This window comes from Desulfobacteraceae bacterium, assembly GCA_022340425.1.
Lineage (GTDB): Bacteria > Desulfobacterota > Desulfobacteria > Desulfobacterales > JAABRJ01 > JAABRJ01.
On the sequence record JAJDNY010000074.1, the window covers coordinates 18,765 to 34,520 of the forward strand.

Here is a 15,756-nt window from a genome sequence, read left to right on the forward strand (position 1 = left end):
ATCCTCCCAAGTGGGCGCCAGCCGGCACCGCGCCACCCCCTGCGGCGCGGTGCCGACCGGCCCGATCCGGCCAACCCCGCCCGAACCGATCCCCCGCGGCAATACCGGCTGCGGCGGACCCGCCCTGCAGCCGCTGGCCCCGGGTACCCATGCGACTATGCTGAGCATCCGCAAAATCGGCGTCATCGGCCGGACCTACCGCCACCTCAGCCGCTACCGCCAGATCCTGTCGATCCTCTTCAAATACGGCTTCGGCGACCTGGTCGAGTCCCTCAAAATCGATCAGTACATCGAGATCGGGCTGCAGTTGATCTCTCGCCGGCAGCGCCCGCGCGACGACAAGCTGACCCGCGCCGAGCGGGTCCGGATGGCGCTCGAGGAGCTGGGGCCGACCTACGTCAAGCTCGGCCAGACGCTCTCCACCCGGCCGGATCTGGTGCCGGTCGAGTTCACCGAGGAGCTGGCCAAGCTCCTGGACGAGGTGCCGCCCTGCAGCTTCGAAGCCATTCGCGCGATCCTCGAGGGCGAACTCAAACGCCCCACCGCCGAGGTCTTCACCCGCTTCGACCCCCAGCCGCTGGCCTCGGCCTCCATCGGCCAGGTCCATCGCGCCCGGCGCCATGACGGGGACGAGGTGGCCGTCAAGATCCAACGGCCGGGGATCCGCAAGGTCATCGAGGTGGACCTGGAGATCATGCTGCACATGGCCACCCTGATGGAGCGCCACATCGAGGAGCTCGCCCTCCACCGGCCCGTCAAGATCGTCGAGGAGTTCGCCCGCACCATCGAAAGGGAGCTGGACTACACCCTGGAGGCGACCCACATGGAGCGCATCGCCCTGCAGTTTCTGGACGACCCCAGGGTTTACATCCCGGCGGTCTACCGCGACACCACCACCGAGCGCGTCCTGACGATGGAGTACGTCTCGGGCATCAAGGTCTCGGAGGTCGCGCAGCTCAAGGCCGCCGGGCTGGACCCCAAGGTGATCACCGACCGCGGCGCGGATCTTTTTCTGCGCCAGGTCTTCGATTTTGGCTTTTTTCACGCCGACCCGCACCCCGGCAACATCCAGGTGCTGGCCGGAAACGTGATCTGTCTGCTGGACTTCGGCATGGTGGGCAGCGTCGACCGCGCCACGCGGGAGCTTTTCGTCGACCTGATCGACGCGGTCGTCCACCGCAACGAAATCCTCGCCACCCAGGCCATGCTGCGGCTCACCGAGTGGCGCGACGAGCCCGATACGCGTGAACTGGAGCGGGAGGTGGCCGATTTCATGGGCCGCAACCTCTACCGCCCCCTCAAGGAGGTCAAAATCGGCCGCATCGTCCAGCAGTTGCTGGAAATGGTGTCGGTCTACCGTCTGCGGATCCCGCCGAACATCTTCCTGATGATGAAGGCTTTCAGCACGGTGGAGAGCGTGGCGGCCCGCCTGGACCCGGATTTCGACATGATCGCCAAGAGCGCCCCGTTTCTGGAAAAGGTCAAACTGGCGCGCTTCTCTCCCCAGCGCATCACCCAGGAGGGCCTGCAGCTGGGGGCCGAGCTGCTGCATTTTGCCCGCCAGTTCCCGCGCGACCTGCTGGAGGTGACGCGGCTGCTCAAACAGCGCAAGATCGCCCTTCAGGTCGACATCGTCGGCTACCAGGGCATGCGCGCCACCCAGGATCAGACCAGCAACCGGCTGGCCTTTGCGATCATCATCGCGGCGCTGCTGATCGGCTCGGCCCTGATCGTCATCTCCGAGACCCCGCCGCTGGTCTACGGCATTTCGCTGATCGGAATTCTGCTTTTTTCCGCCGGTGCCCTGATGGGTATCTGGCTCTTGATAGCCATCTTGCGCAAGGGAAGCCTCTGACGGTTCCGCAAAAAAGGCACGGGAGTCTGGTGTGAAAATGTCCCTGACCCGCCTGATGCACGGGTGCCGGCCGATGCTCATGGTGGCGCTCTTTCTGGTGGGCTTCATCTTCGAATTCCTGGTGGAGCTGCCCTTTCGGGCCATCCTGGCGCTGGGCGGCCGGCGCCCTCCCGGCGCTTGACCCCGCCGGCCGCACGGCCGCAGAAGCCCGCAGCGGAGGTTGCCCATGAACGGCCCGTCGGAAAACCAGTGGCGCAGTCGGATCGTTCCGCCCGAGGCGGTCCTGGAGCGCATCGAACCCGGGATGAGCATCTTCCTGGGCACCGGCGTGGCCGAGCCGCGCACCCTGGTCAAGCACCTCACCACCTCGGAGGCCCGCAACCTCCAGGACCTGGAATTGATCCAGCTCGTCAGCCTGGGGGAGGCCGTCTCACTGCAGCAGCAGCGCTCCCAGAACTATCGTCTGAAGACCTTTTTTTCGGGCTGGATCGCCAGCGAGGCCATTACCGCCGGGCAGGTGGACCTGATCCCCAGCCGCTTCTGCCGCATTCCCCAGCTGATCGCCTCCGGCTGGCTTTCCATCGATGTCGCCTTCGTGCAGGTGACGCCGCCCAACGAGGCCGGCTACTGCAGCCTGGGGGTGGCGGTGGACGTCGCCCGCCAGGCCATGGAACAGGCCTCCCTGGTGGTCGGCGAAATCAACCCCGCCATCCCGGTCACCATGGGGGACACCTTTGTGCCGGTGGCGGATTTCGATCTGCTGGTGGCTGCCACCGAACCGCCCATCTATTTCCAGCGCTGGCCGGTGGACGACGTTTACGACCGCCTGGGGGCCAACATCGCCTCGGTGATCGAAAACGGCAGCTGTCTGGCCTTCTCCATCGGCATGCTCTACGATGCCCTGGCCCGCCACCTCACCGGCAAACGCCACCTGGGGATCCACTCCTCCTTTTTTACCGACGCCCTGATGGATCTAGTCAAAAGCGGCGCGGTCACCAACCGCCAGAAGGAGGTCTTCCGCGGCAAGTCGCTGGTTTCCTACGCCTTCGGCACCCCGGAGCTGCTGGCCTGGCTGGACCGCAACCCGCTGGTGGAGTTCCAGAGCATCGAAAAGGTCTTCGACCCCCTCCAGATCGGCAACAACCCGCGCTTTATGGCCATCCTGCCGGCGCGGCGGGTGGACCTCTCGGGCCGCATCGCGCTGCACTTCGGCAAGGGTAACATCGCCGGGCCCGCCGAGGCCATCAACTTCGCCAACGGTGCGGACCTATCGACCGGCGGACGCACGATCTTCGCCCTGCCCAGCCGCAACCTCAAGGGCAGCCCCAACATCAGGGTCTCGGTGGCGGCCCTGCCCAACCAGTTCGGGCTGCCGGAATCGGTTTCCATGCTGGTCACCGAATACGGGGTGGCGCACCTCACCGGCCGCACTGTGCGCGAGCGCGCCCAGGCCCTGATCGACATCGCCCACCCCGACGACCGCGCCAACCTCGTGGCCCAGGCCAAGGCCGCTCACATCCTCTATCCCGACCAGATCTTCCTGCCCCAGAGCGCCCATCTCTACCCTTCGGAGATCGAGACCACCCATACCTTCAAAAACGGCGTTCAGATCCGCTTTCGCGCCATCCGCCCCTCGGACGAGGAGGCCATGCGCCGCCTGTTTTATCGTTTCTCCGACAAAGCGGTCTACTACCGCTATTTCACCCCCATCAAGACCATGCCGCACGCTCGGATGCAGGCCTATGTCAACGTGGACTACAGTGACACGCTGTCCATCGTGGGGCTGGCCGGGGAGTCCGGCGAGGGCCGCATCATCGCCGAGGCCCGCTTCGTCCGCGACCTTCAGGGCGCCAAGGCCGACGTGGCCTTTGTGGTCGATGAAGCCTACCAGGGCATGGGCATCGGCACCTTCCTTTACCGCATGCTGATCCGCCTGGCCCGCCAGCGGGGGATCCAGGGCTTTCACGCCGACGTGCTCTCCTCCAACCGCAATATGCTCAAGGTCTTCGAAAAGGGGGGGCTGCCGGTCAAGGCCAGTTTGGAGGACGGGATCTACTCCCTGTGGATGCCCTTCGGGCGCACGGACGACGGCGGCGCCCTCAATCGCCCCTGAGCGGTAGCAGCAGGGTCCGCAGCCAGTGGCCGAAGGTGTTGCGGGCCAGGTTGGCGCGGTCCAGGAGTTCAAAATCCCGCGCCAGGCGCGCCGGATCGGCGTACCAGTCGGCGCGCGTGATCAGCGCCGCGGCGGGATCCAGGAGCTTGACCACCCGGGCGGGATTGCCGGCGGCGATGGCATTGGCCGGGATGTCGCCGACCACCACCGAACCGGCACCGACGATGCTGTTGGCGCCGATGGCGACCCCCTTGCAGATGATGGCGCTATCGCCCACCCAGACGTTTTGCGCCAGGCTGACCGGCTGCGCGCGTCCCATCGAGACGCGGTCGTAGATGCCGTGCCAATCCCCGTCGGTGATGTAGACCCCGCTGGCCAGCATGCAGCTGGAACCGATGCTGACCGCGGCCGCCGAGCTGATCCTGACCCCCGGGCAGAGCAAGCTGCAATCCCCCACCCGGATGGCGCCGCGCCCGGGCCGGTCCGACCAGACCGACAGCCGCACCTTACGGTCGGCGGTGGCGATGATCGTGACGTTATCCCCCAGGGTCACGGGGCCGCCGAAAACCTCCACGTGCCACGGCTTGATGAAAAAGGCGCCGCTGCCCACGCGGTCGAACTGGGGTTTCAGGAAGTGGCGGGCGTAAAGCTTCTGGAAGCGCAGGTAACCCTTTTTAACGGCGTAGGGTCGATGGTCTTTTCTCAAGCTCGCCTCCCCGGACCCCGATCCAGCCCCCCGGGGGCCCCGCCCGCCGCCCAGAGGCGATGGTCGAACAGGCGCCCGGCGGGGGTCAAATCGAAGAGCGCATCGGCCGCCAGCAGGGCCACCGCCTGGGTCCAGGTGACCTTTTCCGATGGCCAGACCACCATTTCCGGGAAGGTGAACCCGCACCAGAAGGCCCCGTCGGGATAGCGCTTGCCGCTGATCCAGCCGAAAATCATCCCGGCCAGGTCGCGCCGGCCGATGGCCGCCAGGGCCAGCACCAATTCGCAGGTCTCGGCGATGGTGACCCAGGGCTGGTCCGAAACGCAGCGTACCCCCTGGCCCTGGACGATGAATTTTTTCCAGGAGCGCCGGATGCGGCTCTCGGCGGCCGCCCCGGTGACCGCCCCGGCCAGCACCGGGTAAAACCAGTCCATCGAAAAACGCGATTTGGCCATGTTGAAGTGGTGGGGGCGCTGGCGGATGGCCTCCCCCAGGCGCTCCAGGGCCGCCTGCCAGCCCGGCCGGGGGCGACCCAGAAGGCGCGCCACTGCCAGGGCGCACTTGAGGCTCATGAAAATCGAGCTGCAGCCGGTCAAAAGCGCCATGCGGTCGACCTTGCCGGCGGGGCTGACGGCCCAGTGAACTTCGCCGCCCTGGGCCTGCAAGCCCAGGGCGAAGTCGATCCCACCGCAGAGGGTGGGCCACATCTGATGCAGCAATCCGGGGTCCCCGGTCACCAAGTAGTAATGGTAAAGCCCCACGGCGATGTAGGCGGCGTGGTGGGCCTCGCGCCCCTTCTGGGCGGGTTGCCCGTCCCGGTAGGACTGGTACCAGCTGCCGTCGGGAAGCTGCGTGCGCGCCAGCCAGCGGAAGGCCTGACGGGCTTCGGCCAGATAGCCACCCAGTTGCAGGCCCATGGCGGCCTCGATGTGGTCCCAGGGGTCAGTCTTGTCGCCCGGGCTCCAGGGGATTTCGCCGCTGGGTTTCTGGGCGGCCGCGATCAGCCCGGCAAGGACGGCTACCGAGACCGCCGGGCGCTCTTTGAGGGGGGATACGGGCATTTCCATGAGCATCAGCGTTTAGGGCGAGAATCGTCTGCCGCCGGTGGCGGTAAAAAGCCCGCCGCCGGCAGCCCGCGAAAATTTCAAACCGGTTTTGGGCGGCGCCGACCCGCCCAGCCGAACCAGGCCAGCGCGAGGAACTGCAGTCCCAGCATCGCCCCGAAGCCGGCCTGATAGCCTTCGGGGGCGTAGCCGCCGGCGGGGCCGGGCAGCCACAGGGTGATCACGGCGCCGATCCCCCACTGGGCGGCAAAGGCCGCAACGAACACCAGCAGGTTGAGTCCGGTGTTGACCCGCCCGGCGAGAGTGTCGGGAAACTGCTGGGTCAGGTCGGCGTAACAGAGGATCCCGCTCGTGCCGAAGAGCCCGAAAGCGGCCCAGAGAAGCAGCGGCGGCAGCGGCGCCTCCAGGATCACCAGAATCTGGACCGCCATGAAGATTCCCATCCCCGCGGCGGCCACGCTGCGCACCGGGACGCCCCGCTGGGCCAGCCACTGGGTGAAGCGCCCCATGACGATGAAGCCGGCCACCATCGCCAGCGCCACCCAGAACAGCACCTGGGCCACGGCCAGTCTCGGCAGCCCGGCCACGTCCCGCAGCCAGGGGCCCGCCCACAAGCCTTGAATGGAGAGAAACGTCGCCTGCGAAAAGGTGCACCAGGGGGCAACGCGCCAGAAGACCGGACTGGTGAAGACCGTCACGATGCCCCGCAGCTGGGACCGCAGCCCGGCGCCGCGGTCGGGCGGGCGCCCTTCGGGCACCACCAGATAGACGCCAGCGGCGGCGGCCAGGGTCACCACCCCCAGCATCAGAAAAACGCCCCGCCAGTCGGTCACCTGCAGCGCGAACTGCACCGGCGCCGTGGCCGTCACCGCTCCCAGGCCGCCGGCGGCCAGCTGGAGCCCGTTGATGCCCGGCAGGCGCTGGCGTGGAAACCAGAAAACGAAGGCGGTGAAGGCCGCCATCAGGCAGGCCGAAACGCCCAGGCCGATCAAGGCCCGCCCGAGCACCAGCCCGGCGGTGGTCTCGGCGCGAGCGAAGAGCAGGGCCCCGCTGCCGGCCAGAACCAGCAGCACGGCCTCCACCCGCCGCGGCCCGAAGCGGTCCAGCAGCACCCCCAGGGGCAGCTGGAAGGCGGCGAAGGTCAGAAAATAGACCGCCGTCAGCAGCCCCAGCCCGGCCGAGCCGATCCCCAGGTCGGCCACCAGGTCGGGGGCGATGACGGCGTTGACGACCCGGTAGAGGTAGGAGAGAAAATAACCCAGGGCGAAGGGAATAAAAACGCGCAAGCGCTGGCTGCGTGATACGGTACTCTCCACGGCGGCGGTTTCCTTCAGGTGCTGGCGCGGATAAACGCGTTTTCCATTTCCCGGCGCAATTGCGCGACGGCCCCCAGCTGTCGGCGGAGCCGCCCGAGCGCCTGGCGGCCGTCCCGGCCAAGCAGGGCCGTCTGCTGCGGGCACAGGTACCAGATGCACACCCACGGCCGCAGCGGACGCGACAGGCGGCAGCCGGCCGCGCCCAGATAGCGGCAGGGGTCGTGCAGGCGCCGGCGCAGCTGGGCCGGCGGTCGGGGCTGCCCGCTGAGGTGCAGGTAGAGCAGGTCACGAAAATCGAACCAGACCCGCGCGCGCTCGCAGCAGGACGACAGGCAGCGGCTGCAGCTCAGGCTGCCCAGGGCCGTCATCACGGGTGCCACCTGCGCCAGCAGAAGGCGGATCTCGGCGGCACACGCAGCGGCCGCCGCCAACCGCGGCCGATGGCGGCCGACGGCCTGGGCCAGGCTGTCCTCGACGGCTTGCCAGGCCGCGGCGCCGTCCCATGGCGGCAGCGGCGGATTGTGTGCACCAGACATGGACGTGATTCCCGTTTTTCCCGCAAGTTCGCTACCCGCGCCCAACGCCGCGGGCGCCGCACCCCTTGAGCTTTCCCCGCATATCACAGGCCGGCTTCGGGCGCCAGCCGCAGATTGCGATTGACAGGCGGCGGGCCGGGGAATAAGCGTGAATCAAACCCCGCCGAATACGGCGGCTCGTCAAACGCACGCCCTTCAGCCGAGGGGGGAAAGGACGGCAGCATGTCCGAGATTCGAATGACAGCGGAACTGCGCACCGATTACGATGCGGAGGTGACCGGTCTGCCCGCCGAACGGTGGGGTGAGGCGGTCTTCAAAGTGGGGCAGGAGGAGATCGTGTTGGAGGTCAGCGTGGAAAAAAACGTAATCGTGGCCGTCATGGCCGGCGAGGATGCGGTCTGGAAGGGAACCCTGGCGGGTCTCAAAATGCTGCTGCGGGGCGAAATCGGCGGCCGCTGAGCGCCCGCTGCCGTCAGAGCGCCGCCGCCAGCGCCATCTCCAGCTGCGCCAGTGCGCCGCCGTAGAAATGATCGGCCCGGGGAATCACCACCACCCGCGCCGCCGGGTTGAGGCGTTTGGCGAGTGCACCGACCGCCTCGGCGGGCGCGATCTCGTCGCTGGCCCCGGTCACCGCCAGCCGCAGCCCGGGCAGGGCCGGCACGGCGCTGAAGTCCATGACGGCCACCGGCGGCGAGACCATGATCTGATCCGCATTCACATCGGCCGCGACCGCGGCGCGGGCGTTCACCCAGCTGCCGAACGAATACCCGGCGACCAGGGGGGCCTCGAAGCCCGCCGTGCGCAGGTAGCCCAGCGCGGCCAGCAGATCCTGCTGCTCGCCGAGGCCGTCGCTGTATGCCCCCTGGCTGGCGCCCACCCCCCTGAAGTTGAAGCGCAGGGCGCTCACCCCTTTTTTGCGGCAGGCCGCGGCGATGGCCATCACCACGGGGTTGTCCATGTCCCCGCCGTAGAGCGGGTGGGGATGGGTGATCACCATCGCGCGCGCCGCGCCGTTTTCCTCGAGGACCCCCTGGAGCCACAGATTTTCGCAAAGAAACCGGATGGGACGCGCCATTTTGCATTCCGCTGGTCTGCCGAGACCTGCCGGGGGCCGGCCCCGTCAGAATCTGGGCCAGCCGCTAGGGGGAGATTTTCCTGAGAACCTGGAGGATTTCATCCCCGAAAACCTGCTTCTGCCAGTTCTTCAAATCCGGCAGGCTGTCGAGGTCCGCCGGGCGGCGGGGGTTGCGGGCCGCAAGCGCCGTAATGAGGGTGTTATTGCACAGCAGCCCCGGTGAGAGGCCGAGGGCGCTGCCCCGCTTCTCCCGCCAGCGTTTGAGGGCCTCGGCGCGGTTGGCCACCTCGGGGCCGACCGCCGGCACCCGCGTGCGAGGGTAGCGCGGCAGACGGTTGGGCGGCAGGGCCTCGGCCTCGGCCACCGTCGCGAGCAGCGGACGCGCCAGCATCTTGACCTGCTTGGGGCTCAGGGCGCCGGTGGCTTTGAGGGCCTCCAGGCTGCGCGGCCGAGCCTGGGCCAGTTTCATGACCGCCGCGTTGGAAAGCACCTTGAACGGCGGCCGGTCCTTCTGGGCGGCCAGCGACTGCCGCAGCTGCAGCAGCGCTTCCAGCACGGCCAGGGTCGCGCGGTCCAACCGCCCGGCCCCCTTGAAGCGCAGAAACAGCGGCTGGGCGTTGTCCTCTGGAACGCGCACCCGGGTGAGCAGGTCGCACTCCTCCTGGACCCAGGAAAGACGCCCGGCCGCCTTCAGCTCGGCGGTCAGGGCCGCCGCCAGGGGCAGCAGCAGGCTGACGTCGGCCGCGGCGTAGGCCAGCATCTCCGGCGGCAGCGGACGCTGGGACCAGTCGCGTTTCTGGTATTTCTTTTCCAGGGCCACGCCGAAGCGCGCCTGCAGCACGGCGTTCAGCCCCGACTGCTGATGGCCCAAAAAGCGGCAGGCCAGTTCGGTATCGAAGAGCGACTGGAGCTCAATCCCGAAATCCCGGTGGAGGGAGCGGACATCGTAGTCCGCCCCGTGAAAAACCTTTTGCACGCGAGGGTCGGCGAAAAAACGTTTGAGGGGCTCGAGATCCGGCAAGGCCAGCGGGTCGAGCACGAAATTTTCCGTGCCGGTGGTGATCTGCAGCAGGCAGACCTTCTCACGGAAGTGAAACATCGAGTCGGCTTCCAGGTCCACTGCCAGGGCCGGGGCTTCCTCCAGGCGGCGCGCCAGTTCCGCCAGCTGCACGGGAGTGGTGATCAGGTGAAAAGATTCAGCCTCGGCGGCATCCGACGGGGTGAACCCCGACGGGGCTTGGTGCAGAGAAGCGGCGGGTACGGTCATGTCAAATATAATTTTTTTTCCTTGACCCGGGGGAGCATTTCCCGTAAGGGTTCTTTTTTACTGATGATATCAAACTTTACTGCCGATTGCGGACTGCTTTGCGGCGGCCATTGAAAGAGGCCGCGGCTGTAAAAGGCGCCCGGCCGGCAGCGGCCAAGCGGATCACGGGGGCCTGCGAGCCCCCCTCCCCGAAAGGGACATTATGATACATATCACACTTCCCGACGGAACCCTAAAGAAATTTGAGGCCCCCCCCACGGGCCTTGAGGTCGCCCGCACGATCTCCGAAGGCCTTGCCCGCAACTGCGTCGCCATGGAACTGGATGGCCGGGTGGTCGATCTGAACACCGAAATCACCCGTGACACCCGGCTGCGCCTGATCACGACCCGCGACCCCGAGGCGGTCGAGATTTTACGCCACTCGGCGGCCCACGTGATGGCCCAGGCGATCCTGCACCTTTACCCGGACGCCAAGCTGACCATCGGCCCCGCCGTGGAAAACGGCTTCTACTACGACATTGACATGGCGCCGGTCTCCGAGGAGGATTTCCCAGCCATCGAGGCCGAAATCCAGAAGATCATCAAGGCCAAGCTGCCCTTCAAGCGCCGCCTCGTGCCCAAAGAGGAGGCGCTTGCCTTCTACCGCGCTGAACCCTACAAGCTGGAGATGCTCAACGCCCTGGAAGACGGGCAGATCTCCTTTTACAGCCAGGGGGATTTCACCGACCTCTGCCGCGGGCCGCACCTGCCCCACACCGGCTTTGTCAAGGCCATCAAGCTCATGAAGGTCTCCGGCGCCTACTGGCGCGCCGACCAGAAAAACGCCCAGCTGCAGCGGATTTACGGCACGGCTTTTTTCGACAAGAAAGAGCTTGCGGCCTATCTCAACTTCCTCGAGGAGGCCAAGAACCGCAACCACCGCAAAATCGGCGAGGCCATGGCGCTTTTCAGCTTCCACGAGGAGGCGCCGGGCATGCCGTTTTTCCACGCCAAGGGCATGGTGCTGTGGAACTGCCTGCTGGACTACTGGCGTGAGGAGCACCGGGCGGCCGGCTACGTGGAGACCAAGACGCCGATCCTGCTCAACCGGGGGTTGTGGGAGCGCAGCGGCCACTGGGAAAACTACCGTGAGAACATGTACACCACGGTCGTCGACGAGGAACAGTACGCCATCAAACCGATGAACTGCCCCGGCGGCATGCTGATCTACAAGAACCGCCCGCACTCCTACAAGGATTTCCCGATCCGGGCGGCGGAGGTCGGTCTGGTGCACCGCCACGAACTGAGCGGGGTGCTCTCCGGGCTTTTCCGGGTGCGCGCCTTCCACCAGGACGACGCCCACATTTTCATGACCCCGGAGCAGATCCAGGATGAAATCCTGGGCGTTCTGCGGCTGGTGGAACGCATCTACAGCACCTTCGGACTCGGGTTTCACCTGGAGCTCTCCACCCGGCCGGAGAAGTCCATCGGCACCGACGCCCAGTGGGCCACGGCCACCCAGGGGCTGGAGTCGGCCCTCAAACGCTACGGCCGCGACTACAAGATCAATGCCGGCGACGGTGCCTTCTACGGGCCCAAAATCGACATCCACATCAAAGACGCCCTGGGGCGCACCTGGCAGTGCGGGACGGTCCAGCTGGACATGGCGCTGCCCGAGCGCTTCGACCTCTGGTACGTGGCCAGCGACAACGAAAAGCACCGGCCGATCATGATCCACCGGGTGATTTACGGCTCCATCGAGCGTTTTTTCGGCATCCTGATCGAACACTTCGCCGGCAAGTTCCCCCTCTGGATGGCGCCGGTGCAGGCGATCCTGCTGCCCATCAACGACGATCTGGCGGCCCATGCGCGGGAGCTGCGCCAGCAGCTGGAAGCAGCCGGCATCCGCACCGAGGTGGACGATCGCACCGAGAGCCTCAACAAAAAGATCCGCGAAGCCCAGCTCAACCGGGTCCCCCTGATCCTGACGGTGGGCGCCAGGGAAAAGGCCGCCGGGACCTTCGCCGTGCGGACCCTCGACGGGCAGGTACACCAGGGGCTGGCCCGGGAGAGTTTTTTTGATAAAGTCCGCGACCACATCCGCAAGCGCCGGCTGGACCTGGACATCTTCGGCCCGCCGCCCGCCCGGCAGCCCTGACCGGCGACCGGCCGCGCCGCCCGCGAGGCGGCGGAGCCGGTCGTTTGGGAAGCCCGTGGCCCCCGCTTGAAAGCCCGTATCCCAGAGCTGCTGAGCGCCTGGCTGCCCCCAGCGGCATACTGCCTGTTGATTTTCAGCGCCTCCGCGCGCCCCGCGCTGCCCGGCATGGACGCCTTTGCCCACCAGGACAAACTTGTCCACGGTTTAGCTTACGCGGTGATGGGGGCCCTCTTCCACCGCGCCCTGAAACGCACCCTGCCACCCCGATTTTCGGGCCTGACGGTGGCCTTCGCCATCGGGCTGGCCACCCTCTACGGCCTCAGCGACGAGTTCCACCAGAGTTTCGTCCCCGGCCGGACCGCCGCGGCCGGCGACCTGGCCGCGGATTTCCTGGGCAGCCTGGTGGGCGCCCTGCTCCACCGACGCCTGGCGCTCACCCGCCGGCCGCGGCCCGGCGCAATTCGCGGATTGACAAAAGACCGCCGTTCCGATAAGGAAACCAGGTGACGGAAATCGCCCCGGAAGTCAGCTTGCGCCGTTTTGCGCGGCTTTTTACCCCCCCTTCAAGGAGAAGTTGCTGTCATGAGCGAACCCAACACGATCACGATCAATGGGAATGCGTTCAGCTTCGAACCCGGCGAAACCATTTTGGACGTCGCCAAGCGCCAGAGCATCGACATCCCGACCCTCTGCCACCTCAAAGGGGCGACACCCACCGGGGTCTGCCGGATCTGCGTGGTGGAAGTCGCGGGGGCCGACAAACTGCTGCCGGCCTGTGCCACCCGGGCCACCGACGGCATGCAGGTGCAGACCGAGTCCCCCCAGGTGGTCGCCGCCCGGCGCTTGATTCTGCAGATGATGCTGGCCTCCGGCAACCACAACTGCGCCGTGAGGGGCTCCGACGGTCAGGACTGGACGCGCTTCCAAATGGGCGTTCACCGGGACGATCAGAGCGGCGAGCTCTGCCCGGTGTGGGGCGACTGCCGCCTGCAGGACCTGGCCTACCGCTACCAGGTCGACGGCCAGGCCTTCCCGCGCAACCCCTCGCCCTACCCCATGGAAACCGTCAACCCCTTTATCGTCCGGGATTTCGCCCGCTGCATCCAATGCGGCCGATGCGTCCAGGCCTGCAACGAGATTCAGGTCAACAACGCCATCAATTTCGGCTACAAAGGCGCCTTCACCAAGATCGTGGCGGCCGGCGACCGGCCCCTGCGGGATTCCGATTGCGTCTTCTGCGGTGAGTGCGTCCAGGTTTGCCCGGTGGGCGCCCTGGTGGAAAAGGATGTGCGCTACCGGGTGCGCCAGTGGGAGACCGAGACGGTGCGCACCACCTGCAGCTACTGCGGCGTCGGCTGCCAGCTGAACCTGCACGTCAAGGACAACCGCGTGGTCAAGGTCAGCGGCGTCGAGGGTGCGGCCCCCAATTATGGCAGCCTGTGCGTCAAGGGCCGCTTCGGCTACGACTTCGTCAACTCACCCGAACGCCTCAAGACCCCGCTGATCAAGGAAAACGGCCAATTCCGCGAGGCCTCCTGGGATGAAGCGCTGGATCTGGTGGCCGCCCGCCTGGGGAAGATCAAAACCGACCATGGCCCCGACAGCCTCGGGGTCCTGACCTCCGCGCGGGTCACCAACGAGGAGAACTATCTGGCCAGCAAGTTCACCCGAGCGGTGCTTCAAACAAACAACATCGACCACTGCGCCCGTCTCTGACATTCCTCCACCGTGGCCGGTCTGGCCGCAGCTTTCGGCAGTGGCGCCATGACAAACACCATCGGCTGTATGGAAAAAGCCGATCTCATCCTGGTCACCGGGTCCAATACCACCGAAAATCACCCGGTGATCTCGGCTTACATCAAACGCGCGGTGTCCTTCAAAGGCGCCAAACTGATCGTGGTGGACCCCCGCCGCGTCAAGATCGCCAGCTTCGCCCACCAGTGGCTGCGGCCCAACCTGGGCACCGACGTCGCCTGGATAAACGGCATGATGCATGTCATCATCAACGAGGAGCGCTACGCCAGGGAGTACGTCGAAAGCCGCACGGTAGGCTTCGACGAGCTCAAGAAGGCCGTCGCCGACTACACCCCCGAGCGGGTCGAGGAGATCACCGGCATCCCGGCCAAACAGCTGATCGATGCGGCCCGGATGTACGCCGGGGCCAAGGCCGGCAGCATCGTCTACTGCATGGGCATCACCCAGCACACCACCGGCACCGACAACGTCAAATCCCTGGCCAACCTGGCCATGCTGTGCGGCTTTGTGGGCATCCCCGGCGGCGGGGTCAACCCCCTGCGGGGTCAGAACAACGTCCAGGGGGCCTGCGACATGGGCGGTCTGCCCGACGTCTACAGCGGCTACCAGAAAGTCGCCGACCCCCAGGCGCGGGCGCGCATGGCGGCCGCCTGGGGAGTGAGCGCGCTGCCAGACAAACCCGGGTTGAAGGTCACCGAAATGATCCCCAAGGTTCACAGCGGGGAAATGAAGGCTCTCTACATCATCGGGGAAAACCCGCTGGTCTCGGATCCGGACCTCAACCACGCCCAGAAGAGCTTCGAGCACCTGAATTTTCTCGTGGTCCAGGACATCTTCCTGACCGAGACCGCCCGCCTGGCCGACGTGGTCCTGCCGGCGGCCTGCTTCGCCGAGAAGGACGGCACCTTCGCCAACACCGAGCGGCGCGTTCAGCGGGTGCGCAAGGCTGTCGCGGCACCCGGCCAGGCGCGCCAGGACTGGGAGATCATCTGTGATTTGGCCAGCCGCATGGGCTACCCCATGGCCTACGAGAGCAGCGAGGCCGTCATGGCCGAAATCGCCTCCGTGACGCCCTCCTACGCCGGCATCAGCTACCCGCGCATCCAGCAGGAGGGCCTCCACTGGCCGTGCCCGAACCCCGAGCACCCGGGCACCCCGATCCTGCACATCGGCCAGTTCTCCTCGGGCAAGGGGGTTTTCCACGGCCTTGCCTACATCCCGCCGGCCGAGGCGGTGGACGCGGACTACCCCCTCTACCTGACCACTGGGCGGGTGCTCTACCATTACCACACCGGGACCATGACGATGAAATCCGAAGGTCTCATGGACCGGGCGCCGGAGAGTTTCGTTGAGATCGCCCGGCAGGACGCCAGCGCCCACGGGTTGGAGGAGGGGGCCATGGTCACCATCGCCTCGCGCCGGGGCAGCATCGAGGCCCGGGTCAAGATCTCGGATAAAGCGGTGCCGGGAACGATCTTTATCCCCTTCCACTATGCCCAGGCCGCGGCCAACAAGCTCACCAACGCGGCTCTGGACCCCATCTCCGGGATTCCCGAGTTCAAGGTCTGCGCGGTCAAGCTCTCCAAAGCCGCGTAGCGGCCACAGTTCGACAAATCAGCGGCGCGGGCGGGGCGATCGACCCCGCCCGCGCTTTTTTGACCCCGTCCGCCCCGACGGCCGCGCCTGCCGGCAAAAAAAACCCCGGCCGTTGCGTGTTGACGCATCGGCCGGGGTGGGTTGGCGTCCGGCATTTCCCCGCCCGCTAAGCGCTGGGCGCGGGGTGTCCGCTAGGCCGCCGATTCGGGGTGAAACACGTTGACCTCCTTGAGGTCCTCGCCGAGGTACTCGCGCTCGTTGGGGCCCAGGATCCCCAGCGACAGACAGATCAACGTCCACAGGTGCACCGTGTGGTAGCCGGCCTCGAAGTGCTCG

At 66.6% G+C, this 15,756-nt stretch carries 14 protein-coding genes; 7 read left to right on the forward strand and 7 right to left on the reverse strand.

Annotated features, from left to right (window positions below; genetic code table 11):
• The first annotated feature begins 10 nt into the window (after nt 1-10).
• The 3 genes from LJE63_06955 to LJE63_06965 are packed head-to-tail and all read left to right on the forward strand — an operon-like array spanning nt 11 to nt 3,968.
• A complete protein-coding gene (locus tag LJE63_06955; protein ID MCG6906348.1) occupies nt 11-1,855 on the forward strand; it encodes an AarF/ABC1/UbiB kinase family protein in 1,845 nt (614 codons plus the stop codon).
• A gap of 31 nt (nt 1,856-1,886) precedes the next feature.
• Nucleotides 1,887-2,036, forward strand: a complete 150-nt coding sequence (locus LJE63_06960; protein MCG6906349.1) for a hypothetical protein — start codon at nt 1,887-1,889, stop codon at nt 2,034-2,036.
• A 45-nt stretch (nt 2,037-2,081) separates the two neighbouring features.
• On the forward strand, nt 2,082-3,968 hold the full coding sequence (locus tag LJE63_06965) for a GNAT family N-acetyltransferase (protein MCG6906350.1): 1,887 nt from the start codon (nt 2,082-2,084) through the stop codon (nt 3,966-3,968).
• On the opposite strand, the gene LJE63_06970 is transcribed toward LJE63_06965, so the two are convergent.
• From LJE63_06970 to LJE63_06985, 4 genes are all read right to left on the reverse strand, one after another.
• Nucleotides 3,955-4,674, reverse strand: a complete 720-nt coding sequence (locus tag LJE63_06970; GenBank protein ID MCG6906351.1) for an acyltransferase — start codon at nt 4,672-4,674, stop codon at nt 3,955-3,957. The two genes, LJE63_06965 and LJE63_06970, sit on opposite strands and share 14 nt — an antisense overlap.
• Nucleotides 4,671-5,735 (reverse strand): phenyltransferase domain-containing protein, encoded by a 1,065-nt coding sequence (locus tag LJE63_06975; protein MCG6906352.1) that lies wholly within the window; start codon nt 5,733-5,735, stop codon nt 4,671-4,673. Before LJE63_06975 ends, LJE63_06970 begins: the two co-directional genes overlap by 4 nt.
• A gap of 83 nt (nt 5,736-5,818) precedes the next feature.
• Nucleotides 5,819-7,054: an MFS transporter gene (locus tag LJE63_06980; GenBank protein MCG6906353.1), complete on the reverse strand. Its 1,236-nt coding sequence runs from the start codon at nt 7,052-7,054 to the stop codon at nt 5,819-5,821.
• Nucleotides 7,055-7,068: 14 nt separating this feature from the next.
• The gene (locus tag LJE63_06985) at nt 7,069-7,590 is read right to left on the reverse strand and encodes a hypothetical protein (protein MCG6906354.1); all 522 of its coding nucleotides are present in this window, start codon (nt 7,588-7,590) and stop codon (nt 7,069-7,071) included.
• Nucleotides 7,591-7,812: 222 nt separating this feature from the next.
• Between LJE63_06985 and LJE63_06990 the strand changes: the two genes are divergently transcribed.
• A complete protein-coding gene (locus LJE63_06990) occupies nt 7,813-8,049 on the forward strand; it encodes a hypothetical protein (protein MCG6906355.1) in 237 nt (78 codons plus the stop codon).
• Between the two features lie 13 nt (nt 8,050-8,062).
• Here the strand turns inward: LJE63_06990 and LJE63_06995 are convergent, their stop codons facing one another.
• The gene (locus LJE63_06995; protein MCG6906356.1) at nt 8,063-8,665 is read right to left on the reverse strand and encodes an alpha/beta hydrolase; all 603 of its coding nucleotides are present in this window, start codon (nt 8,663-8,665) and stop codon (nt 8,063-8,065) included.
• 64 nt (nt 8,666-8,729) lie between these two features.
• Nucleotides 8,730-9,932 (reverse strand): HRDC domain-containing protein, encoded by a 1,203-nt coding sequence (locus LJE63_07000; GenBank protein MCG6906357.1) that lies wholly within the window; start codon nt 9,930-9,932, stop codon nt 8,730-8,732.
• A 202-nt stretch (nt 9,933-10,134) separates the two neighbouring features.
• On the opposite strand from LJE63_07000, the gene thrS reads away from it, so the two are divergent.
• From thrS to fdhF, 3 genes are all read left to right on the forward strand, one after another.
• The gene (gene thrS / locus LJE63_07005; protein ID MCG6906358.1) at nt 10,135-12,069 is read left to right on the forward strand and encodes a threonine--tRNA ligase; all 1,935 of its coding nucleotides are present in this window, start codon (nt 10,135-10,137) and stop codon (nt 12,067-12,069) included.
• A gap of 66 nt (nt 12,070-12,135) precedes the next feature.
• Nucleotides 12,136-12,576, forward strand: coding sequence for a VanZ family protein (locus tag LJE63_07010; protein MCG6906359.1), 441 nt, complete (start codon nt 12,136-12,138; stop codon nt 12,574-12,576).
• A gap of 75 nt (nt 12,577-12,651) precedes the next feature.
• Nucleotides 12,652-15,420, forward strand: a complete 2,769-nt coding sequence (gene fdhF / locus LJE63_07015) for a formate dehydrogenase subunit alpha (GenBank protein ID MCG6906360.1) — start codon at nt 12,652-12,654, stop codon at nt 15,418-15,420.
• A gap of 191 nt (nt 15,421-15,611) precedes the next feature.
• Here the strand turns inward: fdhF and LJE63_07020 are convergent.
• Nucleotides 15,612-15,756 (reverse strand): oxidoreductase (locus LJE63_07020; GenBank protein ID MCG6906361.1); only part of this gene is annotated, 145 nt, incomplete at its 5' end.